We start from the raw sequence: 25,020 nt of genomic DNA on the forward strand, positions 1-25,020 counted from the left end.
AATTGCTAAAACCTTCTACCATCGAAAAAAGTTTCCCCGTAAAAACAGAGATTAAACCAGCCTTCCTGAACCCACGCAGTTTTGTTGTTGCAAGTAGCACAATTTCTGCGTAAAGAGAGTCGACCTATGCTGCGAAACCTATGCGCGTTTGAGATGGAGCAACAGGAATGAAAACACCGACCATCATCTCATCAATTTTCAGTCGTATCACCTTGCGCCTCGCGGTTGTCCTCGCAGTTTTTTTTGGACTATTGGTTACTTCTTTAATTCTGATCCCAATCCAATTAAGTACCATTACAGCGGATAGCTTAAAAAAGCTAGAAGACGATCATGTGCGTTCCGCGGCAATTCTTGCCGTCATTTTGAGCGAACCAGTCTGGCAAATCACGCCAGAGATCGCCAAACAATCGAGTGATGTCGTTTTTTCCAATCCCAATGTGTCAGAAATTCACGTTATTACATTACCGGATAAAAAAACGTTTATTACCAACTCACGTAAAAATACACAACAAGGCACATTTCGAACACAATCTCGCCTCATTTCACATGGCGAGCAGGTCATTGGTGAAGTCCAGTTAACATTCACTGAAGAAATTATGCGAACCGAGATCCGCGACAATTTTTATCGTGCGATCTTTGTCACAGCGACGTCTTTTCTACTGTCCGTTATTTGTATTTACATCGTTTTGCAATGGAGACTAGTACGTCCGATCAAAGATTTGATCGAGAAATCAGATCTTCTTGCGAATGGCGAACTCAACGAAGTCATCTCTTTTGATCGAAAAGATGAAATTGGACATTTAGCAGTGAGTCTTGAGGCGACTAGGCAAGCACTACAAAGGTCATTTAATGAACTTGAAATCAAGAATCAACAATTACTCGAGTATTCCGGGACACTGGAGTCCAAAGTTCGACAACGGACCCAAGAACTAGAAAACGCCAATCACCATCTCGAAGCGGCGCTTGCCAGTGTGAATAGTGCACAAAATGAGTTAGCTCGAATTGAACGCATGGCTGCGCTCGGATCTATGGTCGCAGGTGTTGCTCATGAATTGAATACTCCACTCGGAAATTGCCTGCTAGTTGCAAGCACTTTGAGTGATGAAACTCGTCAAATAGGTAAAACATTGACGGAGGGGACTATGCGCCGCTCGGATCTTTCGCACTATGTGGATGCTGCAACTGAGTCGAGTAAATTATTGATGCGTGGTCTACAGCAAGCCGCACAATTAGTGGGCGATTTCAAGCAAGTGGCAGTTGACCAATCTAGCGCCCAACGTCGAAAGTTTACCTTGGTCGTTGTATTCCAAGAGCTTGCCGCCTTGCTTCATTCCAGCTTACGTAAAACGCCATTCAATCTCGAATTGGATATCCCCGATGACATCGAGCTTGATAGCTACCCGGGCCCTCTAGGACAAGTCTTCAGTAATCTAGTCAACAATGCAGTGGTACACGGTTTGGACGGCATGAGTCAGGGGTACATGCGCTGTATGGCTAGACGCCAGGCGGATCATGTACTCATCGTTTTCGAAGATTCCGGCAAAGGAATACCCCCAAATATCATCAAGCGCATATTTGAGCCATTTTTCACTACCAAATTTGGTAAAGGTGGGAGCGGTCTAGGCTTGAGTATCACTTTCAACATCATTACAAATGTACTTGGTGGGGAAATTAAGGTGACCAGTGAGCCGAATCAAGGTGCACGATTTGAGATGTCTATCCCTCTCGTTGCTCCGGGCAATCCCGAACATGCCGGCCAAATTATTGATACTTAACGCTGTATGTTTGTATTTTGACGAGATCTTCCCTCGCGTTAGGCTGCTATACTCTCTATCTTGCAAGGCTGCATCGTTTCTAGCATCGCAGCCCATGCACTTTTTTCCCACAATAATTTGAAAAAATATTCATAATGCAAGAATATCTTCGTTTCATGCGCCATGTCCAAGATCACGGACATGTGAAGACTGATAGAACTGGAACAGGCACGTTATCGGTTTTTGGTTATCAAATGCGTTTTGATTTGAGCCAAGGATTCCCGCTAGTGACGACAAAAAAGCTCCACTTGAAGTCGATCATTCACGAATTAATTTGGTTTCTAGCAGGATCAACCAATATCGCCTATCTAAAAGAAAATGGCGTATCCATTTGGGACGAGTGGGCGGACGCGGATGGTAATCTGGGACCAGTGTATGGCTCGCAATGGCGTAGTTGGCCATTACCAAACGGTGGACACATTGATCAAATTGCACAATTGGTTGAACAAATTAAAACCAATCCTGACTCACGTCGGCTGATTGTCTCTGCTTGGAATGTTGCGGAAATTCCAAACATGAAATTACCTCCATGTCATGCTTTCTTCCAATTTTATGTAGCAGATGGCAAGTTATCTTGCCAGCTCTATCAACGAAGCGCGGATATTTTTCTTGGAGTCCCTTTCAATATCGCTTCCTACGCCCTTTTGACTCATATGGTGGCACAACAAACTGGCTTAAAGGTTGGTGACTTTATTTGGACCGGTGGTGATTGCCATCTCTACAGCAATCACATGGAACAAGTCAAAGAGCAACTGACGCGCGAACCTTATCCTCTCCCGACCCTTCAAATATTGAGAAAGCCAAACTCAATATTTGAGTATCGTTTCGAAGATTTTGCGTTCGACAATTACCAGTTCCATCCAGCTATCAAAGCGCCCGTTGCCGTCTAAAGCTAACAATAATGACAAAAATTACTCTTATCGTTGCGACCGACCAGCAAAACGGGATAGGCATCAACAATCAATTGCCTTGGCATTTACCGGAAGACCTTGCACATTTCAAACGGACGACCTCGGGACATCCGATAATCATGGGCAGAAAAACATTTGAATCTATCGGTCGTCCTTTGCCAAATAGGCGAAACATCGTTATAAGTAGGAATCCAGATTGGCGACACGACGGAGTCGACAATTTCACTTCCATTCAAGAAGCAGTCGAAGCGTTAGGCGTAGACGAAGCATTCGTGATTGGTGGTGCACAAATTTACCAAGAAGCAATCACCTTCGCCCAAGGAATCATTGCCACAGAAATTCAAGCAAAGTTTGATTGCGATGCGTTTTTTCCAGCAATTGACAAACAGATATGGGAAGTAGTAAAACGTCAAGAATTTATCGCAGAAGGTAATCATCTTCAATATGCAATTGTCAGCTATTCAAGAAAAGATAAGGAATAACATGTCGGGACATGGCTTTCACGTACACGGCCCTCACGATCACGAGGTAGAACATGCAGCACATAGCAATGACCAATTCTCCAGCAGAATTGCTGTAATGACTGCAATTATGGCGACGGTGGGTGCAATACTAGGATACGAAGGTGGCGCCACTCAAAATGAGGCGGCAATGCTTAAAAATAGCGCGGCGATTAAAAAAACCGAAGCTTCAGATCGCTGGAGTTACTATCAAGCGAAATCAGGGAAGCAAAATCTTGCCGAGTTAGCTATGATTATTCCTGGCAGTGACATTGAAAAATACAAAGCCGAAGTTGCACGATATAAGACAGAAAAAGAAGAAATCAAAAAAGAAGCTGAAGCATTAGAACGGCAGGTAGTAGAATTGGAACACGCCTCCGAAGCATCGTTGCATCAACATCATCGATGGGCGCAAGCAATGACAGCAGTGCAAATCGCAATTTCTCTTGCCGCAATTGCCCTGTTGACCAAGAAAAATTGGCTACAATATGCTTCATACGGAGTCGCTGCAACTGGAGTCGGAATAGCGGCACTTGCATGGATGCATATTTAGAAGGTAAATATGATGAAACGAATAGTCTATCAGGCACCTGCTTGTTGCCTCCTTATCATTGCAGGGCATGTACATGCCCAAAATTGGGCACCGGACACACTCAATGCGAGCAGAACCTACGTGCGCTCGCCCGCATTATTGACTGCCTTTAGTACAAACCAAAACATCGAACTCGCTAGTCCATACAATGTGACTCTCAGTACCAACGAGCGAGACAAGCGTGGCTTACTGTTAAATCAATGGAGTTCGACAAAATTCCATTATTCCAAAAATCAAGAACTTGATTTCGGACTCGATCTCAATGTTAGCCGTCTCCTTGATCCATTCGAGAATGCCGGCCGAGATGTTCCAAGTAAGCTTATTTCAAGCGTTTCGACGTCTGCATTTTTAAACTATCGACTAAATCCAAACTACTCTTTAAATGGCGAATTTCGATTCGGAACAGGATTTGAAAAAGGCAGCAAGCTTACTTTGGCCGCGAAAGCAAATAAGATTTTTAGCAAACGCCATCAACTAACTGCCGTATTTAGCGTCAATTGGCATCATAACGCTACGGTTCCGCAGTCAAATTTTGGCGCTTTAGATTGGCGAGGTTTGCAGGGCGCAACAGCACTGGCTAACAATAAATTTAACCGGACCGAATTGCAGTTAGGCGGAAGTTGGAATTGGACACTAGATACGAATTGGTCAATTTCGACTGGAATAAGTGCTCGTCACACATTAAATTCTTCAACCAGAAATCCATTTATGACACAGCGTTCACCTGTGACTATTTTCTCGGTCGCTACCTACCGTTTCTAATCCTGAATGCACGCTTCTGACGTGCATTTCAAGAGAGCGAGCGCAACTTAGGAGACTAATTTTCCTGCTGCAATAGAAATCGTTCTTCCACATCGGGCTGCCATAGCCAAATCATGGGTAACCAAAACAAGACTTGAACCACGTTCACGGTTCAAGTCAAACATCAATTGGATCACCGATTCTCCAGTGTGCGCGTCCAAACTGCCAGTTGGCTCGTCGGCAAACAACAGTGGTGGTTCGGTCACAAACGCCCGTGCCAACGCCACCCTTTGCTGCTCACCACCGGACAGAAACTTTGGATAATGCTTTAGGCGACTCGCTAACCCAACTTTTTCCAACATTTGCTCTGCCTTTTGCTTCGCAGCTTTATCCCCGCGGAGTTCGAGAGGCAACATGACATTTTCTAGCGCATTCAAATGCATCAGCAGTTGAAACGATTGAAAAACGAAGCCGAGTTGCTCCTTGCGAAGAACAGCTCTTCCATCCTCATCCAAAGCGAAGATATCAATTCCATTCAGTTCTACGGTGCCATCGCTCGGGGTATCGAGTCCAGCCAATATTCCCAACAAAGTTGATTTACCCGATCCAGATGCGCCAACAATTGCAAGTGTCTCACCCGCTGCTAACGTAAATTCGATATTATGTAGAATTGTGAGCTCACCCGCTGCATCAGCAACACGCTTACTCAAATTTTTCACATGGATGGCAGGAACTTGATTGGAAAGGCTCATGTTAACTTTATGCGCTTATATGGAATGAAAACACTGAATTTCTTCAGACGATTAACTTTGCTATTGGTTTTGGGTGTTTTTGCGAGCAACGCGTATTCTGCACCAAAAACCATACTTGTGCTCGGTGACAGCCTTTCGGCTGAATATGGATTAGCGCGCGGCAGTGGCTGGGTCGCGTTACTTGAGGCAAGGCTAGCAGCAAAAAAGTATTCCTATCAAGTGATTAATGCGAGTATCAGTGGTGAAACGAGTAGCGGCGGAAAGTCACGACTGGGTGCTCTGCTCAATATCCACCAACCAGAAATTGTGATTATCGAACTTGGTGGGAATGACGCATTGCGTGGTCTTGACTTGAATGAGTCAGAACAAAATTTCCGAGACATGCTGAATATGGCGACAGCAAAGAAGGCGAAAACACTTTTGGTTGCTATGCAAATTCCACCAAATTATGGACGAGCTTATACAGAAAAATTTTTTTCGATGTACGCGAAACTTGCGAAAGAAAATAAGTCGGCTATCGTACCGTTTTTCCTAAAAGGTGTAGCCGAAAAAAATGAACTTTTCCAAGCCGATCGAATTCACCCCACTGCCAAAGCACATCCAACAATGCTCGACAATGTTTGGGAACCACTTCAAAAGATGCTGAAACGATGAGCACATCCCACCTCGTTAATTTTGAAAATGTATATCAAGAATTGGCGCAATTTGATTGCATCATCGATGTACGAAGCCCAGCAGAATTTGCCGAAGACCATATTCCAGGCGCATTGAATTGTCCCGTTTTGGATGATGCCGAAAGAGTGAAAGTTGGAACACTGTATAAGCAAGTCAGTCCATTCGAAGCAAAAAAGATTGGTGCTGCTCTCGTGGCGCAAAATATTGGAAAACATATTCAAACCCATTTTCACGATAAGCCGAAAGAATGGAAGCCCCTAATTTATTGTTGGCGTGGAGGAAATCGCAGTGGTGCATTAACCCATATCATGTCAAAAATTGGCTGGCATGCCAAGCAACTCGAAGGGGGTTACAAGTCCTTCAGGCGACATATCAATCAAAGCTTGCCCTTGCTCGCTGAAAAAGCAAAGTGGCGAGTTTTATGTGGTGAAACCGGGACTGGAAAAAGTAAATTACTGCGTTGTATTGGGTCGTCAGGTGTACAAATAATAGATTTAGAAAACCTTGCCCGACATCGCGGGTCCATACTCGGCGAATTGCCCTTACAAACACAACCATCGCAAAAATATTTCGAAACTGCGATTTGGCAGCAACTCTCTAGTTTCGATCTTTGTCAGCCGATCTATGTCGAAGCAGAAAGTAAAAAGATAGGCAAATTAAGAGTCCCTGAAGCCATGATGTCCGCTATCCGTCAGGCCTCTTGTATTCGTTTGCGATTACCAATCGATAAGCGGATCGAGCTGCTCCGCAATGAATATCAACATTTTGTGGAAGATAAGGATAGACTCAATCAACAACTCCAGCTTTTGACGATTTTACATAGTAAACAGCAGATCCAGAGGTGGACGGAACTGGTCGATTCAGGAGACATACATGAATTAATCCAACAACTGCTATCAAGGCACTATGACCCTGCCTACGATAAATCAATTTTGCGCAATTTCCCCCAATATCAAAACGCGCCTATCATTGAGATGGCAAATTTGACAGAACAAACGCAAGTAGAAATCGCCAGAAAAATTATTAACGCTGAGAATTAGTATCCACTAAGAAAACAATCAATGATCCTGATCTTCAATGATGCTTTGCCCTACTTCATCTAACTCCTCAAATTGTCGATGATTAAGCGCCCACCAAAATACCACCCCAATCGCAAACACCAAGAAAACACTGAGCGGAACCAGCAAATACAAAATATCCATAATTCAAACCTGTCGATTTATCGTGCCAAAGGCAAATCATAGTCGATGGGTCGCATACTTAACAAACGTAAACCATTGACGACCACTAACAATGAACTGAGTGACATGCCAAGTGCCGCATGCCATGGTTCCAACAATCCTAGCACAGCGGCAGGTATTGCGATTAGATTGTAAAGCAATGCCCATGCTAAGTTCTGTTTAATCAAGCGATATGCTTTCGTCGCCATCTGCAAGCCGAAACAAAAATCTGACAAACGATTCGACATCAATAAGCAATCGCTGCGAGTTTGCGAAATCGGTGCGCCCTGCCCCATCGCAACGGAGACATTCGCGATAGAGAGCGCAGGACCATCATTCATTCCATCACCGACCATAGCAACAACTGCACCTTGGCGCTGCAACTCTACAATAAATTCATATTTATCACTCGGGCTCATTTCAGATTTAAACATTCTGATTCCGCACTCCGCTGCGACTTCCTGTACAACGTCAGGTCGATCGCCGGACAACAATACGACCTGCTTGCCATCTGCGTGTAACTCAGCCACCGCGGACGCGGCTTCGAGACGAAGTTTGTCTTCCATGACAAAATAAGCTAAGACACGATGCTGGTCAGCCAAAACGGAAACGGTCTTGTCGCTGTATTTAAAAGGGATTGCCCAATCAACAAGGTGCATTTCCTGCACAAAGGACAAGCTCCCTAAACGATAAGTTAACTCGCCAATCGTCGCTTCAACTCCTGCACCGGGTCGGTCATCGCTTCGAATGATGTTGAACTTATTATCATTCGAGTGTTTCTCCAACTCCACTAGCTGACGTGCGACACAATCCTCGTGAATTGCTTTTGCAATTGGATGGGAAGACAAACCCGACATTAAACCCGCAATGGCGTTGGCATGGGACGAATTCGGCGCAAGAAAGACTGCGTCCAACACTTTCAGCTTACCAAATGTCAAAGTTCCAGTTTTATCAAACACAACATGAGTCACATTTGCCAAATTTTCAACTGCATCACCTCGTGTGACCAATAGTCCGAATTTAGCTAATTGCCCTATCGTTGCTGACATCACACCAGGTGTCGCCAAAGACAATGCACACGGACAGGTAACAACAATGACGCTGATGCCAATCCAAAATGCACGTGAACTATCAATCGTTGTCCAAACAAGCGCTGAAATGATTGCGATCAGAATAATTGCCAATAGAAAATGACTCGCATGTTTGTCGGCAATCGCCACCAACTTTGGTTTCGCCATGCTGGCTGATTCCATCATCGCAATTAAATTCGCTAGTTGGGTTTGGCTACCAACTGATTCTGCACGCATCACCAAAGGGCTGTGCACATTGACTGAGCCACCAATTAGTCGATCTCCATGTTTTTTACTAACTGGATGCGACTCGCCTGTCATCAAAGCTTCATCGCACTGACTTTCACCCTCGACCACAATGCCATCACATGGCACTTGTTCACCAGCTGGCACGAACAAAAAATCCCCCACTTTCACTTCGTCGGCACGACAATCTTGTCGTGTGTCGCGGCGGGGAAATTCAGGGAAACGATAGGCTTTCACTGGATGAATCTGCGTCAAAACAGACAATGCGGCAGAAGTACGGCGCTTCACATTGCTTTCGATAAATCGAGCACCAAGCAAAAGGAAGACAAACATGATCGCAGAATCAAAATAAACTGCACCACCATAAAATGTATTCCAACTGCTAGCAAAAAAGGTGAGTAAAATTCCGAGACTAACTGGCACATCCATACCAATAAAACGATGACGTAAATCCCGTACGGCGCCTCGAAAAAAAGGCAATGCTGAGAAACCAACCACGGGCAAAGTGATGATAAGACTAGCTAATTTCAATAATCGGTCGAGATCAGGGCTTAAGTCTCCACCAACCTCAGGGACGGGCACGAGATAGGCTGGAAATGCGTACATCATGACTTGCATCATCGCAAATCCTGCAACAAACAAGCGCCATAAAGCGGTCTTTTTTTCTTTTGCTTGATAATCGGTAAGTGATTGATTTGCAGGAAATGCAGCGTATCCCAAATCCACTATCGATTGAATAATTTGCTTCAAAGTTAAAACGTTGGCATCCCATCGCAATTGCGCTTTTTGCGAAACAGGATTAATCCGAAAACTTTCCATTCCCTTTAACTGCGATACACGGTACTCGATTAATTGCACGCAAGCAGCACAACGTATTCCAGCCACGCTTAAAAGTTCAACCTGAGAACTGGTGGCCGAATCTGCTGTCTGTGCCGAGCTGGCTATCGCTCCTGCCTCGTCGCTCATATCAAGCTGCTCTCAACTTGTTCTTTTGAACGCAAGTATTCTTCCGTCAATCCATTTTGTTGAATCGTGTTCAATACTGCCAAACAACCATGACAGCATACGGGGCGTAAAACGTGCTGAAAATTGACAGTCAACGCCCCCTCCACGCGCATCGACTCGCCGCAGTGATAACAAAGACACCGCTCGCGTTTGAACAACGGCGCTATATGGGTATGAAAAAATTGAGAGGGGCTTAAATGCATCGAAATTTAAAATGAACATTATCTACGAATGAATGATAACGGACTATCTACAAATTTTCTTGATTTGACGCAAGCAATTTTCATAAAACCAACATGCTATGCGTGCGACATTTCAAGTCTCCAAAAACGAAAAACGATGGCATTCACCATCGTTTTTATCTGATTGAGACTTATTAGAAGCCTCGAAACCGAGGGATTAGCACTCGGTGTTTTTTCTAGATCGTATACAACCAAAACTGAGACCTTCTACTTCACACATAACCGGCAAAGAAATTACACCGGAGCTCAAATGCCATTCGTCTGAAATACAAAAATATTTATGTATATTGACCTCCTCGTTTGAACCAGTTACATGAACAATATAGTTCAGCGATAATCCAATAGGAAGAAAATTTTAACTATCTAAACGATTTCTAAGATTAATGAAATTGAAGCTTACACATTTAGAAATTTCAAAGTGCGTCTAAACAGATTTTAAGAAATCATCTGTCGACCATTGGATCTTTCCATCTGATTCGGTGACTTGAATTTTTCGTAGGCGTCCACCGCGACAAGGGCCACCAGTACAATATCCAGTTTCAGGGACATAAATAGCACCATGTGTGGCACACATGATATATAAGCCACTCCCCTCAAAAAATTCACCAGGCGTCCAATCCAATTCAACGGGAACGTGCGCACAACGGTTCAAATAGGCGTGCGCCACGCCATCGTAACGAACAACAAACCCGGTCGCCTCGTCTCCGCCGGCAAGCAAAGGAAAACGAATACCCTTGCCACCTTCTTCCAACTCATTTGAGTTACAAATAAATATCTCTGCCATTGCGCGAGTTTCTTTCTTATTGATTCACTGAAAATCTAATGATTGATTTGAGCGTATTGCCACCACACTCGCACACTTACACCAATCGCGGAATAGTGCGCGCTGACGCTAAGCGTTATCGTTTAACCATTGATGCAGATCTGAAATTCCTTTGGCTGAATATAAACTCGGTACACTCGCCAGCAAACTCGCGTCATGCGCGCCATATTCGACCGCAATTGCAGAGGCTCCAGCATTGGCTGCCATCAACAGATCATGCGTTGTATCCCCTATCATCAAAGTTCGCTGCATATCCTGCCCCAATTCACGCGTAAGCTCTTGGAGCATCGCTGGATGTGGTTTAGAAAAGGTTTCGTCCGCACAACGCGTCGCATCAAACATCGACAATACATTCGCACTATTCATCGCTCGGTTCAGCCCAACTCGACTTTTTCCTGTTGCTACCGCCAAAAAATACCCCTGTTGCGCAAGATCAATCAACATTTCACGCGCGCCAGGAAATAAAGGCAACTCATGATCGCGAATCAAATAATGGTAGCGATATCGTTCAATCATTTTTGGGTAGTAATTTGGCGCGACATCCGGCATAACTGCTTGCATTGCCTCAACCAAACCCAAACCAATCACATGGGCTGCCGCCTCGTCATTTGGGACTGGTAGCTGTAAATCCCTCGCAGCAGCTTGAATGCATTTGACAATTGTGGCGGTACTATCCATTAAAGTACCATCCCAATCAAACACGATAAAATCAAATAATTTTTTTGCCATATTTTTATTTATTCTCTCATTACTAGCAAAAAGCTTTATCAAGAATGCCGTCTATGCAATTTTCAAAGATCATTTTCAATTTAAACTTTGCAAGAATTTTTCGCAATCCTGTGGTAATGAAGCATTCAATGTCATCGATTTGCCGGTTTCTGGGTGCGTAAATGTAATTTGGTGTGCATGCAAAAACATACGTTTCAATGCTCCGCGGTTTGCTGCTGGTTTTAATAAGGCTCGGTTCAACGCAAAATCACCGTACTTGTCATCCCCGGCGATCGCAAAACCACTTGAAGATAAATGCACGCGGATCTGATGCGTGCGCCCAGTCTTAAGTTCCGCTTCCAGCAATGCAAACTCAGCATATTTTTTCTTCAACGTAAAAATTGTATGCGATTCCATGCCATCAGCCTGCACCCGCACCCGGCGCTCACCGTCCGCCGTTGTATATTTATGTAAGGGCAACTTAATATGTTGTCGTTGATTTTTCCAATCTCCAGCAACCAAAGTAAGGTAACGCTTATCCGTATGACCGTCGCGCATTTGCTCATGCAAATTAACTAATGCAGAGCGCTTTTTCGCCAACAACAATAATCCCGAGGTTTCACGATCCAAGCGATGGACTAACTCGAGAAATTTCGCATCCGGACGTGATGCCCTTAATTGTTCAATCACACCAAAACTAACCCCTGAACCTCCATGTACCGCGACACCCGCTGGTTTATCGATTACCAGCAAGTGACTATCTTCAAAAACAATGGCAAATTCAGCTCCGGGAACATGCGACGTTTCCTTTTCAGCAATTCTAGTTGGAGGCACGCGAACAACATCACCAACTTGCAATCGATACAATTGATCGATACGCCCCTTATTTACGCGCACTTCACCAGATCTTAAAATTCGGTAAACATGACTTTTTGGCACGCCTTTGCAGATTCTCAACAAATAGTTATCAATGCGTTGTCCTGCATCCTCTTCCGTAATCGTAATGAGTTGCACCTGTGCAAAAGTTTGGGAGCTGGTCTGCCCATCATCTTTTTTCGATGGTTTTTGAGAATTTACCCCCATTTTTATCGCTAAGTCCTTCATTTTGAATATATAATCCCTGAAGCTTGAGCTCATAAAGCTTCAGCATGTGTAAGAAAGACGACTATTCTACACAGGGGCGTGTCTATCGGCCTCGCCATTTTGCAAATTCGATAGAAAAGATGTGTATGCACATCGTTTTTTGCTGGTCAAGGTCGCAACCAATTGTGGCGATCGGACTGATGCAAAACGATTTGGATCAGAAAGTTTGAAATATAAGGATAAGTCTGGCAAGAGATGCGAATTGACATAAATTCGCTGGCTTGCCGGTTGATGGTTTTGAAGATATCGGTCGATTTCGTCATTCGCTATGTGGTTAATTTGAACTGCAAGCGGTTTGACACTATTAATTATAGTAAGTTGCGCATCGCCTGAATGATTATTTGCTTGATGTAACTCTGTTTCGCCTCTAAGGACGGCGAAATGCAAGCCAGAATACTCGGAGACATGTGCACTCGCCCCAAGTAAAAAGCCATCCGCGCCAAGCGCACGATTGATTTGATAAATTACCGAGTATGATTCCAGCTCTATGCTGATCGCTCTTCGAGTTATTTTTTAAATTGCTTTGTGCCAGTGGCATTTCCCGCCCCCTCAAACTCTCCGTTCTCGCATACATCCAATGTAAGCACGACACAATTGCTCAGCCTGGCTAGCAATTGTGAAATATGGCTTTAGTGCCATGGAGAAAAATATGAAACGTATGCTGTTTAATGCTACGCAGCAAGAAGAGTTGCGTGTAGCGATTGTTAATGGGCAAAAGCTGATTGACATCGATATCGAAACCACTGGACGCGAACTCCGTAAATCGAATATCTACAAAGGCGTTATCACCCGCATTGAACCTTCCTTAGAAGCCTGCTTCGTCAATTATGGCGAAGAACGCCACGGCTTTTTACCTTTCAAAGAAGTTGCTCGCAGTTACTTCAAAGAAGGTATCGACGTTCGTAATTCATCGATTAAAGATGCATTACGCGAAGGCCAAGAAATCATCGTTCAAGTAGAAAAAGAAGAGCGCGGCAATAAAGGCGCGGCTTTGACTTCCTTCATTTCTCTGGCTGGTCGCTATTTGGTCTTGATGACGAACAACCCACGTGGCGGTGGTGTTTCCCGCCGCGTTGAAGGCGAAGACCGTCAAGAATTGCGCGAAACCATGGACAAATTGGATTTGCCGCAAGGCATGTCCGTGATTGCTCGTACCGCGGGTATCGGCCGCAATGTGGATGAATTGCAATGGGATTTAAACTACCTGATGCAACTCTGGCGCGCGATCGATGGCGCTGGTAAGTCTGCACAAGGCGCATTTTTGATCTATCAAGAATCTTCCTTAGTAATCCGTGCTATCCGTGATTATTTCCAACCGGACATCGGCGAAATTCTGATCGACACCGACGATATTTACGAACAAGCGCAGCAGTTTATGAGCCACGTGATGCCCGATATGGTGCACCGTGTGAAACGCTACAGCGATGATGTGCCGCTGTTCTCACGTTTCCAAATCGAACATCAAATCGAAACTGCCTACTCACGCACCGTGCCTTTGCCATCTGGCGGCGCGATTGTGATCGACCATACAGAAGCTTTAGTTTCTGTCGACGTTAACTCGGCGCGAGCAACTCGCGGCGGCGATATCGAAACAACCGCATTCAATACCAACTGCGAAGCAGCGGAAGAAGTTGCTCGCCAATTGCGTTTGCGTGACTTGGGTGGCTTGATCGTGATCGATTTTATCGACATGGAAAACGCCAAGAATCAACGCGAAGTGGAAACCCGCTTAAAAGACGCATTGCGCTATGACCGCGCTCGCGTACAAATGGGCAAAATTTCCCGTTTTGGCTTGATGGAATTATCGCGTCAACGTCTGCGCCCTTCCCTGTCTGAAGGCAGTCACGTGACTTGCCCTCGTTGTAACGGCACTGGCCATATCCGTGATACGGAATCCTCCGCTTTGCAAGTCTTGCGTATCATCCAAGAAGAAGCGATGAAGGAAAACTCAGCGGCGATCCACGTTCAAGTTCCAGTCGATGTCGCAGCCTTCTTATTGAACGAAAAGCGTGGCGAAATTCTCAAAATCGAAAATCGCCATCGCGTCACAGCAATTTTGATTCCAAATAAACATTTGGAAACACCACATTACAAACTCGATCGTTTGAAGCACGACGATCCACGTTTGGAAGAAGCCCATGTTAGCTATGCTATGGCGGAACAAGCGGATACCGACATCGGTTACAACAAGCGTCAAAAAGACGAAGTCAAACCGCGTCAAGAAGCGGTCGTGAAGAGTATCACACCTGAAACAGCACCGATCGTAGAGCGTAAACCTGCGCCGGTTGCAACATCAACGAAAGTGTCTTCTGAAGGTGGTTTTTTTGCTGGAATCGCGAAATTTTTTAGTTCAATTTTCAGTACAACTGAGAGCAAAACGCCTGTAGCGGAAGAGAAACCAAAACAAGGCCGAGACAGAAATGATCGCAATCGCCAACGCAATCGGGGTCAAAACGGTCGCAATGGAAGAAACGGACGCGGTACACAAGACAATGATGAACGCCAAGCCAATTCGAATGGTCAAAGTCGCACAGAAAAAGAAACAGCCAAAGCGCCCGTACCCGCTGCATTAGAGTCGAACACGCAAGCGAAGCAAGGCAAACAAAACCGCCAACCACGTGACGAAAAGGACGGACAAGAAGGTCGTCGTGAACGCCAACAACGGCAGCGAGAAGGCAAGAAAGAACAAGCCAATAACGAGCCAAAAACCGAAGAGGGAATGACAACTCATGTCTCCCTTCAAGCGGCGACCCCTGCGATTCAAAAACCGAAGGCACAAGATGGTCAAGATGCGCTGAGCGTTGGTATTGATGCCGACCAGGCTGAACCGCAAGCGGAAGAAGGTCGTCGTCGTCGTCGCGGCGGAAGAAATCGCAATCGCCGCGATCGAAATCCAGGTGAGAACACGGAAGCGCAAATCACGCAAAGCGAGCAACAAAATGAAGGTAAAACTGAACAAGCGCCTGCATTTATTCCTGTCGCCGATCTAGCAACAAGCAATCCAGCCACGGTCGAGTCCTTATTGGTAGAGATTGCGCCTGCGCAAGCGAGCTTTGATTTAGCGCCGTCCACTACTGCGTCTTCAGGCGTAGAAACTCGCAAGCCAGAGCAGGAAACGACGCTCGTGACCAGCGCTGCGCCATCGCATTCGCAGGGAACAGCCAATCTTGATGCATCCACTCCAAACGAATCCATTGAAGCGGGCTCATCTAAGCCTATCGTTGCCGAAGCCAACGTGACACCAAGCATTGAAGTGGAAGCCTCGCCGATTGCAACTGTTGTGCCAACATTGAACCAAATCGATGAAAGTACGCAGGTGGCAATTAGCGATCAAGCAGTGAGCGTGACGAGTTCTGTTGACGAAGTGACTGTTGCAGAAGTCATCACCGAGAACACGATTGAATCTGAAATAAGTGCAGCAGCAAACCTGCCAACGCAAGCCGCACTGCCCATGTTCACGGAAACGCCTCCTGCTGCGACCATTGCCACTAGCGAAGCGATCGATTCGACAGCCAATCAAGCATCGCAAGTAGTGCAAAGTAGCACTTCGGTTGCCGATCTCGACGCGATGTTAGCGCAAGCAGGTCTGGTCTTGGCTGCGACTGATCCGGAAAAGTTAAAGTCAGCACAAGCGGCAGCACAAGTTCCGGTCGCGCCTCGTGTAACTCGCGAACGCAAACCCGCACCACCCGTGACCTCAGAACCACTAGTCATGATCGAGACCAAGCGTTAAGAAAAACATGACAGCGAGACGAAAATCCAGCTGATTTTCGTCACTTCTGCAGCACGAATCCCTACAGCCCGCGCACATTGATGTGAACGGGCTGTTTGTTTTCCACGAAGAAATTCTTGAGTACGATCAAGAAGCCTATGCACGAATTTTGTTCAAGCATGCTATTGTTACGCCATCAAAGAACTTCTGCTATGACTGATAAATTCATCCCAATCAAATCCACATTTCAGCCAGTTAAGTTACCTGAAATCGTGCTCAATCAATCTGAAAGTCGAGAGCAAGCCCGAGGCTACTTGGTCGATCGTATGCAACGCCCTCTGCAAGATTTACGCATTTCAGTGACTGATCGGTGCAACTTCCGCTGCACCTATTGCATGCCTAAGGAAATTTTCAACAAGGACTACCCTTACCTTCCGCAAAGCGACTTATTGAGCTTTGAGGAAATCGTACGTTTAGCTAAAATATTTGTCGCGCATGGGGTCAGTAAGATACGGTTAACCGGTGGTGAGCCCTTGCTAAGAAAAAATCTTGAAGATCTGATTGCGATGCTGAGCACGATTCGCACGAGTCGCGGTGACAAACTTGACCTCAGCCTGACAACCAATGGTGCACTATTGGCAAAAAAGGCTGGCATCCTGAGAGAGGCTGGCCTAAGTCGAATCACCGTTTCACTTGACGCATTAAGTGATCCTGTTTTTAAGAAAATGAATGACGTTGACTTTGCGGTTAGTGACGTGATTGAAGGCATCCAAGCCGCTGAGCAGGCAGGATTCTCTTCTTTAAAAATCAATATGGTCGTAAAAAAGACGAGCAACCTGCAAGAGGTCGTACCAATGGCCGCTTATTTCAAGAATTCCCCTCACATTTTGCGTTTCATCGAATACATGGATGTAGGATCGTCCAATGGATGGCGCCTCGACGAAGTTGTTCCTACTCATGACATCATTCAGTTACTTGCATCTGCGGGAATGCGTCTTACCAGCCTGCCAGCGCGCAAAGCAAGTGAGACGGCCGAGCGATTTCAACACAAAGATGGAAGTGGCGAGGTCGGTTTTATTTCTAGTGTTAGTCGAGCGTTCTGCAGTGAATGCAGTCGCGCCCGCCTTTCAACGCAAGGCATGCTTTACACCTGCTTGTTCGCCAATGCTGGCTATGATTTAAGGCACCATCTACGCACTCGCGACAATCTGGCTTCAATTGAGGAAAATGATCTAAAAATTTCTAATCTGGTCGGGCAAATCTGGCATCAACGTGCAGACCGCTATTCAGAATTGCGAAGTCAAATCGACACCACCTCTCAACCTGAGAACCCCAAAATTGAGATGTCGTATATTGGTGGATAGTTAGCCATAATTGCTTCGTCATCTTTCACATCGACCTAGTTCACTACAAACTACCATCAATATGCAAAAAATCTCAACCGATCAGATCACTGGTTTAATTCTTGCTGGTGGCCAAGGCATGCGGATGGGAAAAGTAAACAAGGGTCTCCAGCCATTCAACGGCAAGCCCATGATTTTGCATGTTATTGATAGACTCGAAACACAGGTCGGATCACTGATCATCAATGTCAATCACGATCGCGATTTGTATGCACAATTTGGGTTCACGCTACTTGCCGATACGCTACCTAATTATCTAGGCCCCTTGGCAGGCCTGCACGCCGGATTCACGCAATGCAAAACAGCTTTTATCGCGACAGCGCCTTGCGACACACCATTCTTACCACGCAATTTAGTCGAAGAATTGCGTCTTACACTGCAAAATAGCAACGCACAAATCGCCGTTGCCCTTAGTCTTGAAAAAGGAATCACATGCGATGAATGGCACCAGCAACCGCTCTTTTGTTTAGCTCGGACAAGTTTGCGTGAATCTCTTGAGAAATTCTTACAAGGAGGTGGACGAAAGGTCAAAGATTGGCTCGCCACCATTGAAGTCGTCAACGTTAAATTCACCGAGTGTGAAGCATTTCGCAACATCAATACCTTAGAAGAACTCAACGGCTACGCGACAAATTCCCACCATTCAAACTGATTTTACTATGCAAAAACAAAACGCAACATCGCACGATCGCGATGCTTTATTCAGCGTGAAGAATCATCTATCTGTCGAACAAGCACGCACCCACATACTGAACAAAGTATCGCCATTGACGCAATCAGAAGTTCTTCCACTACATCTATGTATTGGAAGAACTTTAGCCCGCGACATCTTGTCGCCAATGGACGTGCCGCCGCATGATAATTCCGCGATGGATGGCTATGCCTTTTTAGGTGATTGCGACCCCTTACATGAACAAATACAACTTCGCGTTATTGGCACTGCAACTGCTGGGCACCCATTCACCGACCATGTTCCGATTGGCTGTGCTATACAGATAATGACGGGAGCCGTCATGCCACACAACTGCGACACCGTGATCCCCCAAGAGCTTTGCTTATCAATCTCTGACACTTCAATTACGTTGTTAACCCGAAGCACTAAACCTGGCAGCAATCGGCGCCTACGCGGCGAAGATCTTCAACAAGGTAAAGTTGCACTACAAAAAGGTCAGCGGATCGGCCCTGCAGAACTGGGATTAATCGCGTCACTTGGCATCGATCAAGTGACGGTGAATCAGCGATTGAAAGTCGCCTGTTTTTCAACTGGTGATGAATTGCGAGATCTAGGCCAACATTTGGATCTCGGATGCGTGTACGACAGCAACCGCTACACCCTACTCGGAATGCTACAGCGCTTAGACTGCGATGTGTTGGATATGGGTCTCGTCCCTGACGATCCAAGCGAGCTAGAGTCTAGCCTACGCCGAGCTTGCTTGCTTGCTGATGTAATCATCACTTCAGGAGGCGTTTCAGTTGGTGGCGCAGACTTCACCAAGCAAGTCCTCGCAAAATTGGGGAACATCGATTTCTGGTCGATCAATATGCGTCCAGGAAAACCAATGGCATTTGGCGAAATTCAATCCGACGGACAAAGTGCATTCCTATTTGGCTTACCGGGAAACCCCGTTGCAGTCATGGTCACTTTTTACTTTTTTGTGAAACAAGCACTGCAGCGTATGATGGGGCAAAATCCACAAACACCGATCTTAATCCCAGCGATTTGCCGTCAAAACATTCAAAAGCGTCCTGGTAGAACAGAATTCCAACGAGGCATCGTGCAACAACGCAACGATGGAATCTTGGAAGTCGACGTCACAGGTATGCAAGGCTCTGGCATTTTACGTTCCATGTCGGAAGCAAATTGTCTAATCGTTATCAGCGAAGACAAGGGGCCAATCGATGCGGGGAGCACAGTTCAAATCGTACTCTTGGACGGATTAGTGTAGGTCAAACAACAAATTCACCTGAATATCTTAAGAAACAATGAGAAAGATCTAAGAAATACAATCCTCCTCGCGGAAACCTTTCATTCACACTTATAATTGCGTCACAGAAATAAATCGTAGATTTCGCGCATATGGCTGACCTCCTAGAGACACGCGTTCCTCGCAACAAGACTGCACAACCGACACTCGTCATTGCTGCTTGCCGTCTTGTATTGTCATTAGGGGTCTTGCTCGCAGCTTGCTTTTTATTGACACAGGCGAGTCAAGCGCAAACAAAGATCCCCTTACTCTTCGGTGAAAATCGCAACGAAAAAGGCGAAATGATACCGATCCCAGAGCGATTTACCAAAATATTCACAGCAATAGAAAAAGATCTTGGTATCCAATTTCAACTCCAGATCTACCCTTGGAATCGTGCCGTGAAAATGGCAAGCACAGAGGGTGGCTTGATATTCGGACTGAGCTTAACGCCGGAAAGGGCAGACATTTTCAATTTCTCGGAGCCTGTGGTCTACCAATACTTATGGTTAGTCACACGCAAAGATCGCCAATTTAAATTCACGACTCTAGAAGATTTGCGAGGCAAAACAATCGGCGTCGTTCGGGGTTCAAAATATGGCGGTGAATTCGACAAACAGAAAAATATTTTGTTTCGAGCCGATGATGATATTGATGCCTATGGTCCGCGCTTAAAGAAGGTCATCAACAAACAAATCGATGCCATGATTTTCGCAAGTCCACTGACTGAAGCGAAAGAAGTCGAGTCGCTTATCAATACAATAAAAATACCGACTGAAACGGATGCAAATTCTGTCAAGACTATGCGTTTTTCTGTCTTACCTGTACCAGTTTTAAAAGACGGTATACGCTTCGCGATTTTAAAAAATCAAAACGAAGCACTGATCAACGATATCAATCGCAGTCTCAAAAAATACCAATCCAATCTTCGTAAGCGAAATTGAAATGGTGATTTTCCGATGTGGCCAATACAAATTGGTACATCTTGCGACAAAATTAGGACAGGAAATTGACTTCTCGATTTTCGCTCCGCTCCTATACTTCTATCTTCGTTTAGAAGTTTCTGGAGTAGTCATTGAAATCCCCAGTTTTACTATCCCTCACCTCAATCGCGAGTATTCTGATCCTGTCTGCTTGCGGCGGTTCTGACAGTCCGTCCAGTGCGCCGAGTACGCAGAATAAAGCTAGCGTAACTGAAGTCGCAAGTGACCAGTTGATCTACCGAAAAAATAGCGTAATTACTGTCAAAGGTAAGAACCTTGATTTAGGAATTAATCTTTCCCACCAAGGATGTGGAAAAATTAGCGAGTTGACCGGCAGCACAGCAACACAAAAGGTCTTCAGTTGCAAACTAATCGCGGTTGGCACCGTTCCCATCACGATTACCGACGGTGCTTCCAGCACACTTTATGCCGGTCAAGTGACGATTCCATTGGCAGCGCAACCACAAGTCACCATGGTGACAAACCTAGGGAGCATTGTCCTCGAACTGAATCCAGCAAAAGCGCCCATTACCGTCGATAATTTTCTCAACTATGTGGAATCAGGCTTTTACGTCAATAAAATTTTCCATCGTGTCATTCGTGATTTCATGATCCAAGGTGGAGGTTTTACCGCTGACCTCACCCAAGCAAACACCTCTGCTCCGATTAAACTCGAAGCAGGCAATGGCTTAAGCAATGTGCGCGGTAGCATAGCAATGGCGAGGACTCCAGCTCTTGATTCAGCGACTTCGCAGTTTTTTATCAACGTTGTGGACAATATCGCACTCGATACCAATTCGGGTGGGTATGCGGTCTTTGGCAAAGTAGTAAGTGGTATCGAGACAGTCGACAAAATCAAAGTTGTTCCAACATCCACCCGCTCAGGCTTGAACGATGTACCTCTATCGTCAGTTCTCATTTCCGGCATGACGCAAACCAAATAGGCTTGCAATTATTGGTTGTCAATTTAGTTTCAACTCCCTCTTAGGGCTGGCTTTCGGGTCAGCTCTTTTTTTTAGCACAATCATGTGGTGTCCCAAGGCGTCCGCAAGGCACACCAACCATCTCTCTCAGTCTGTGATAAATTAATAGGAACTAAGATATTTTTCTCTCCTTCAACCATCTACCTCAAGCCATGCAAATGAAAAAATACAGCTTTGTTTCGTTTATCAGATCGTCGTACCGCTTTTGCGCCCTCTCTTTGCCTTTCCTCGCTGGCTGCAATGAAAACTACGCACCGATGGAAACGGTGAAACAAGTTGAAGTCAATCGCTATTTGGGAAAATGGTATCAAGTCGCTTTTATCCCGAACCGCTTTCAATCTATGTGCGTGGCGGACACGCAAGCGGAATATCAACTGACTGATAACGCAATTCGTGTCCTCAATCGCTGCCGAACCAAAGATGGCAGCATAGAGAAAGCAGATGGCATCGCGAAATTAGTTGAGAACAGTCAAAACGCAAAATTACGCGTGAGTTTTTTTCGACCGTTCTATGGGAATTATTGGATATTAGACTTAGATAGCGACTATCAATGGGTTTTAGTCGGTGAACCAAGTCGTCAATATGCATGGATACTATCGCGTACTCCACAACTTGATTCTGCCGTTCAACAACAATTATTCGCGAAAGCCGAATCACTTGGCTATCAGCGCGCACAATTTCAAATCAGTCCTCAAACCAAACCTCTGAACTAGGAATAAAATAATCACGATCCTAATAAGAATCCTCATACGAATCCTCACGAGGAACCGTATATGGATCGTGATTTTTCAGTCGACCAAACCCTTTCATCGCGATGGAATAGCCTTTCGATTCGATGCTTACCACACGATTTGACACGCGATAGCCAATACAATGAGTGCGAATACAAAGTAAATAAGCTGAAGTGGAATCATCCATCTTGCCCAAGTCACCCAAGGGATTCGTGCCAAAGCCAAAACCCCAACCGTAATCCCTGAAGTAGGAATCATTGGTGTCGTAAACTCACCAAATTGAAATGCCAAAACAGCGGTCTGACGACTCACGCCAACCAAATCAGAAAGCGGTGCCATGATAGGCATTGTCAACGCGGCCTGCCCGCTACCTGAGTGAATAAAAAAATTGATGACCGACTGAATCACAAACATCTTGTGGGCTGCAAATATGGGATTCGCGGATTGCACCAGCGGCATTAAGTGAAACAACATCGTATCAATGATATGGGCATCCCGTGCGAGTATCATCGTACCTCGTGCCAGCGCGATGACCAGCGCAGTTGTGATTAAATCCTTCGCACCTTGAATGAAGGCGTCCACGAATTCATCAGCACTCAAACGACCAACCACACCGACAGCAATAGCCATCACCAAAAATAAAGCAGCGATTTCATTGATGAACCACTCGTATTTCACGACACCGAAAACCATGATCGCGAGTGTTGCAACAAACAGCCACAAAACACTTTTATGAATCTTTGTCATCCCGGCAAACTCAAGTGTGCTCGAATGCGCCAACTCCGCGCGTCGTTCTTGATCAATTACATAAGTTGGACTCAATTGAGGATTTCTTTTGATCCTAGCGGCGTACCACATTAAGAAAGCAATCGTCAAAGCAGTCGCAATCGACCAAGCAATAGCACGAAAAACAATGCCAGAGAAAACGGGAACACCTGCAATTCCCTGCGCAATTCCGACATTAAATGGGTTGAGAAAAGCAGCCGCAAATCCAACTTGTGAGCCAACAAAAGGGATGGAAACGCCGACAATCGAGTCATATCCCAACGCTAAGGCCAGTGGAATGAAAATCATGACAAAAGGAATCGCTTCTTCTGCCATACCAAAACTCGCGCCTCCCAAGGAAAACAAAGTAACGAATACGGGGATCAACATCGCACGGACGAACGCTGAACGGGTATGTGCCTGTGCCACCGACTTGATCATGGAATCAATCGCTTCCGTCCGTTGTAAAACAGAAAACGCACCGCCGACAATCAAGACAAAGCCAATAATCAATGCCGCCTCAACAAAGCCCTTAATCGGTGCCATCATGAGCGCAACGGGTCCCTGCGGATTACTTGCAACGTAATGAAAAGACGCGGGATCGATTAAGGTCTTTCCGTTGACCAAATGCGTTTCATATTTCCCACCTGGAACAAACCAAGTTGACACTGCAAGGATAGCTAATAAAGCGAATAACAAGACAAAGGTATTCGGCATTCTCATTCTATTTATCATACTGCGTCTCCACTGTTTCACTGGCCGAATTACATCGACAATAAGTTACCGCTACGATAGGCAACGTGCCCTGCGATTTTTGCTACGCGCATACCATGTTGTGCATAGCGCCGTGCAACACGAGCATAGAAAACGCCAGTCACGCTAGCAATCAAAGGGGTCACTGTCCCGCTGATCGGATCGATCAAATCCCCGATCGACTCGCCTGCATGAATCAGCTCACCCAGTTCTCTTGTAAATGCCAATATCCCGGCACGTGCGGCCACAATGGGTTCGGATCCTTCGAGTGGGGTCGCTGCACACAAGGCTTGCGGCAATTCTGTTGGGTTTCCTTCGATATGTCCTGCATGCATCAGAAATTGAATGATTGCTTCAGCATCTTGCTGAGCATTAGCATGTCCAACATCACTCTCCCCTCGCAATTCGACCGTAACAGATTGACAGCCCAAAGCAATCGGCGTCGCAGGACCAAACGCTTCTGCAAGCTCCCACCAATGACGCGAGCAAGATTCATCAAAAGGATCATCCCCGGACAGCACTGACAACAGCAAGGCACGCGCACCAAGATATTGCGCCAAGGGCAGCGTCGCTTCAGCCAGTGGCGTCCCTGTGTAAAGATGCATGACGGCCTGATTATCACAATGCAGGTCGAGAACAATATCTGCATCGATTGCCAAGCTCTGCAAAATCTTTTTCATCGCTGTCACTTCATTGTTTGGTTGCCACTCGTTCAAAATAGCGCGCGCATGTTCCCGCACAATACGCGTATTTTGCACAAGATCTGTCCCAAGTTTTCCTCGCAAGGTCGTTTCAAGCTTGGGCGTCAAATACTGATAGCCACGATTAAAATTGATACCACTCGCCAAATCAAATCTTCCGAAAGCACTGCCTTGAATATCTTGGGCTAAGCCGACTGGATTCGCTACTGGAACGAGTACGATCTCGCCAGCAATCGCGTTCGCACGTTCTAACTCGATTAGTGCTTCGCGTAAATAATGACTCACCAGCATTCCTGGAATTTCATCCGCATGAAGTGAGGACTGAATATAGACCTTCTTTCCGCTTGATGCTCGCCCAAAATGCCAGCTGTGAATCGTTCTTTGACTGCCAGAACTGATCTCTGGCAATAGGTGTTTCTGGTTACGCATAGTTTTTACTTTCTCGAGAATGAGATTGGGGTGAAACAGGTTCAAACTTCAGGAGCAGCATTTTTATTATTTACTTGCCTGCTGGCCAATCGAAGACGATCACCTAAAACGTATATAGAAAAGGAAGACATTCGGCTTAAGTCTTGCAATCCTT

General features: G+C 45.6%; 23 protein-coding genes. 14 read left to right on the top strand and 9 right to left on the bottom strand.

Going from position 1 to position 25,020, the window contains the following annotated elements; translation table 11 throughout:
• The first annotated feature begins 167 nt into the window (after positions 1-167).
• The 5 genes from KDM90_RS03100 (at position 168) to KDM90_RS03120 (ending at position 4,579) form a co-directional block, all read left to right on the top strand.
• Positions 168-1,775, top strand: a complete 1,608-nt coding sequence (locus KDM90_RS03100) for a sensor histidine kinase (protein ID WP_212674088.1) — start codon at positions 168-170, stop codon at positions 1,773-1,775.
• Between the two features lie 134 nt (positions 1,776-1,909).
• Entirely contained in the window at positions 1,910-2,704 is a 795-nt protein-coding gene (locus KDM90_RS03105; RefSeq protein WP_212674089.1) for a thymidylate synthase, read from the top strand.
• 11 nt (positions 2,705-2,715) lie between these two features.
• Positions 2,716-3,207 carry a dihydrofolate reductase gene (locus tag KDM90_RS03110; RefSeq protein WP_212674090.1) on the top strand — a complete coding sequence of 164 codons (492 nt, stop codon included), beginning with the start codon at positions 2,716-2,718 and terminating at the stop codon, positions 3,205-3,207.
• A 1-nt stretch (position 3,208) separates the two neighbouring features.
• A complete protein-coding gene (locus KDM90_RS03115) occupies positions 3,209-3,778 on the top strand; it encodes a DUF4337 domain-containing protein (RefSeq protein ID WP_212674091.1) in 570 nt (189 codons plus the stop codon).
• A gap of 9 nt (positions 3,779-3,787) precedes the next feature.
• Complete coding sequence (locus KDM90_RS03120) at positions 3,788-4,579, top strand: hypothetical protein (RefSeq protein WP_212674092.1); 792 nt, start codon at positions 3,788-3,790, stop codon at positions 4,577-4,579.
• Positions 4,580-4,626: 47 nt separating this feature from the next.
• On the opposite strand, the gene KDM90_RS03125 is transcribed toward KDM90_RS03120, so the two are convergent.
• Positions 4,627-5,310: an ABC transporter ATP-binding protein gene (locus KDM90_RS03125; protein WP_212674093.1), complete on the bottom strand. Its 684-nt coding sequence runs from the start codon at positions 5,308-5,310 to the stop codon at positions 4,627-4,629.
• 24 nt (positions 5,311-5,334) lie between these two features.
• On the opposite strand from KDM90_RS03125, the gene KDM90_RS03130 reads away from it, so the two are divergent.
• Complete coding sequence (locus KDM90_RS03130) at positions 5,335-5,964, top strand: arylesterase (RefSeq protein ID WP_212674094.1); 630 nt, start codon at positions 5,335-5,337, stop codon at positions 5,962-5,964.
• The gene (gene mnmH / locus KDM90_RS03135; RefSeq protein ID WP_212674095.1) at positions 5,961-7,025 is read left to right on the top strand and encodes a tRNA 2-selenouridine(34) synthase MnmH; all 1,065 of its coding nucleotides are present in this window, start codon (positions 5,961-5,963) and stop codon (positions 7,023-7,025) included. Before KDM90_RS03130 ends, mnmH begins: the two co-directional genes overlap by 4 nt.
• Positions 7,026-7,043: 18 nt before the next feature.
• Here mnmH and ccoS read toward each other — a convergent pair whose 3' ends face one another.
• The 6 genes from ccoS to KDM90_RS03165 form a co-directional block, all read right to left on the bottom strand.
• Positions 7,044-7,187 carry a cbb3-type cytochrome oxidase assembly protein CcoS gene (gene ccoS / locus KDM90_RS03140; protein WP_212674096.1) on the bottom strand — a complete coding sequence of 48 codons (144 nt, stop codon included), beginning with the start codon at positions 7,185-7,187 and terminating at the stop codon, positions 7,044-7,046.
• Positions 7,188-7,204: 17 nt separating this feature from the next.
• Complete coding sequence (locus tag KDM90_RS03145) at positions 7,205-9,487, bottom strand: heavy metal translocating P-type ATPase (protein ID WP_212674097.1); 2,283 nt, start codon at positions 9,485-9,487, stop codon at positions 7,205-7,207.
• Positions 9,484-9,729, bottom strand: coding sequence for a heavy metal translocating P-type ATPase metal-binding domain-containing protein (locus KDM90_RS18410; RefSeq protein WP_369123423.1), 246 nt, complete (start codon positions 9,727-9,729; stop codon positions 9,484-9,486). The genes KDM90_RS03145 and KDM90_RS18410 overlap by 4 nt, the downstream gene beginning before the upstream one ends.
• A gap of 463 nt (positions 9,730-10,192) precedes the next feature.
• A complete protein-coding gene (locus tag KDM90_RS03155) occupies positions 10,193-10,552 on the bottom strand; it encodes a Rieske (2Fe-2S) protein (RefSeq protein WP_212674099.1) in 360 nt (119 codons plus the stop codon).
• Between the two features lie 108 nt (positions 10,553-10,660).
• Complete coding sequence (locus KDM90_RS03160; protein WP_212674100.1) at positions 10,661-11,320, bottom strand: HAD-IA family hydrolase; 660 nt, start codon at positions 11,318-11,320, stop codon at positions 10,661-10,663.
• 75 nt (positions 11,321-11,395) lie between these two features.
• Positions 11,396-12,403, bottom strand: a complete 1,008-nt coding sequence (locus tag KDM90_RS03165; protein ID WP_212674101.1) for an RluA family pseudouridine synthase — start codon at positions 12,401-12,403, stop codon at positions 11,396-11,398.
• A 688-nt stretch (positions 12,404-13,091) separates the two neighbouring features.
• Between KDM90_RS03165 and KDM90_RS03170 the strand changes: the two genes are divergently transcribed.
• The 7 genes from KDM90_RS03170 (at position 13,092) to KDM90_RS03200 (ending at position 22,200) form a co-directional block, all read left to right on the top strand.
• Positions 13,092-16,175 (top strand): Rne/Rng family ribonuclease, encoded by a 3,084-nt coding sequence (locus KDM90_RS03170; protein ID WP_212674102.1) that lies wholly within the window; start codon positions 13,092-13,094, stop codon positions 16,173-16,175.
• Between the two features lie 191 nt (positions 16,176-16,366).
• A complete protein-coding gene (gene moaA / locus KDM90_RS03175) occupies positions 16,367-17,518 on the top strand; it encodes a GTP 3',8-cyclase MoaA (protein ID WP_212674103.1) in 1,152 nt (383 codons plus the stop codon).
• A gap of 61 nt (positions 17,519-17,579) precedes the next feature.
• Positions 17,580-18,209, top strand: a complete 630-nt coding sequence (mobA, locus tag KDM90_RS03180) for a molybdenum cofactor guanylyltransferase MobA (RefSeq protein ID WP_212674104.1) — start codon at positions 17,580-17,582, stop codon at positions 18,207-18,209.
• A gap of 7 nt (positions 18,210-18,216) precedes the next feature.
• Positions 18,217-19,503, top strand: coding sequence for a molybdopterin molybdotransferase MoeA (gene moeA, locus KDM90_RS03185; protein WP_212674105.1), 1,287 nt, complete (start codon positions 18,217-18,219; stop codon positions 19,501-19,503).
• Between the two features lie 131 nt (positions 19,504-19,634).
• Positions 19,635-20,465 (top strand): substrate-binding periplasmic protein, encoded by an 831-nt coding sequence (locus KDM90_RS03190; protein ID WP_212674106.1) that lies wholly within the window; start codon positions 19,635-19,637, stop codon positions 20,463-20,465.
• A gap of 131 nt (positions 20,466-20,596) precedes the next feature.
• Positions 20,597-21,448, top strand: coding sequence for a peptidylprolyl isomerase (locus KDM90_RS18500; RefSeq protein ID WP_230409567.1), 852 nt, complete (start codon positions 20,597-20,599; stop codon positions 21,446-21,448).
• Between the two features lie 197 nt (positions 21,449-21,645).
• Entirely contained in the window at positions 21,646-22,200 is a 555-nt protein-coding gene (locus KDM90_RS03200) for a lipocalin family protein (RefSeq protein ID WP_212674107.1), read from the top strand.
• 126 nt (positions 22,201-22,326) lie between these two features.
• Here KDM90_RS03200 and KDM90_RS03205 read toward each other — a convergent pair whose 3' ends face one another.
• A complete protein-coding gene (locus KDM90_RS03205; protein WP_212674108.1) occupies positions 22,327-23,718 on the bottom strand; it encodes a YfcC family protein in 1,392 nt (463 codons plus the stop codon).
• A 29-nt stretch (positions 23,719-23,747) separates the two neighbouring features.
• Positions 23,748-24,866, bottom strand: coding sequence for a succinylglutamate desuccinylase/aspartoacylase family protein (locus KDM90_RS03210; RefSeq protein WP_212674109.1), 1,119 nt, complete (start codon positions 24,864-24,866; stop codon positions 23,748-23,750).
• Positions 24,867-25,020: the final 154 nt, after the last annotated feature.

The sequence above is a fragment of the Affinundibacterium fentianense genome (genome assembly GCF_018139545.1).
Taxonomy (GTDB): Bacteria; Pseudomonadota; Gammaproteobacteria; order Burkholderiales; family Burkholderiaceae_D; genus Undibacterium; species Undibacterium fentianense.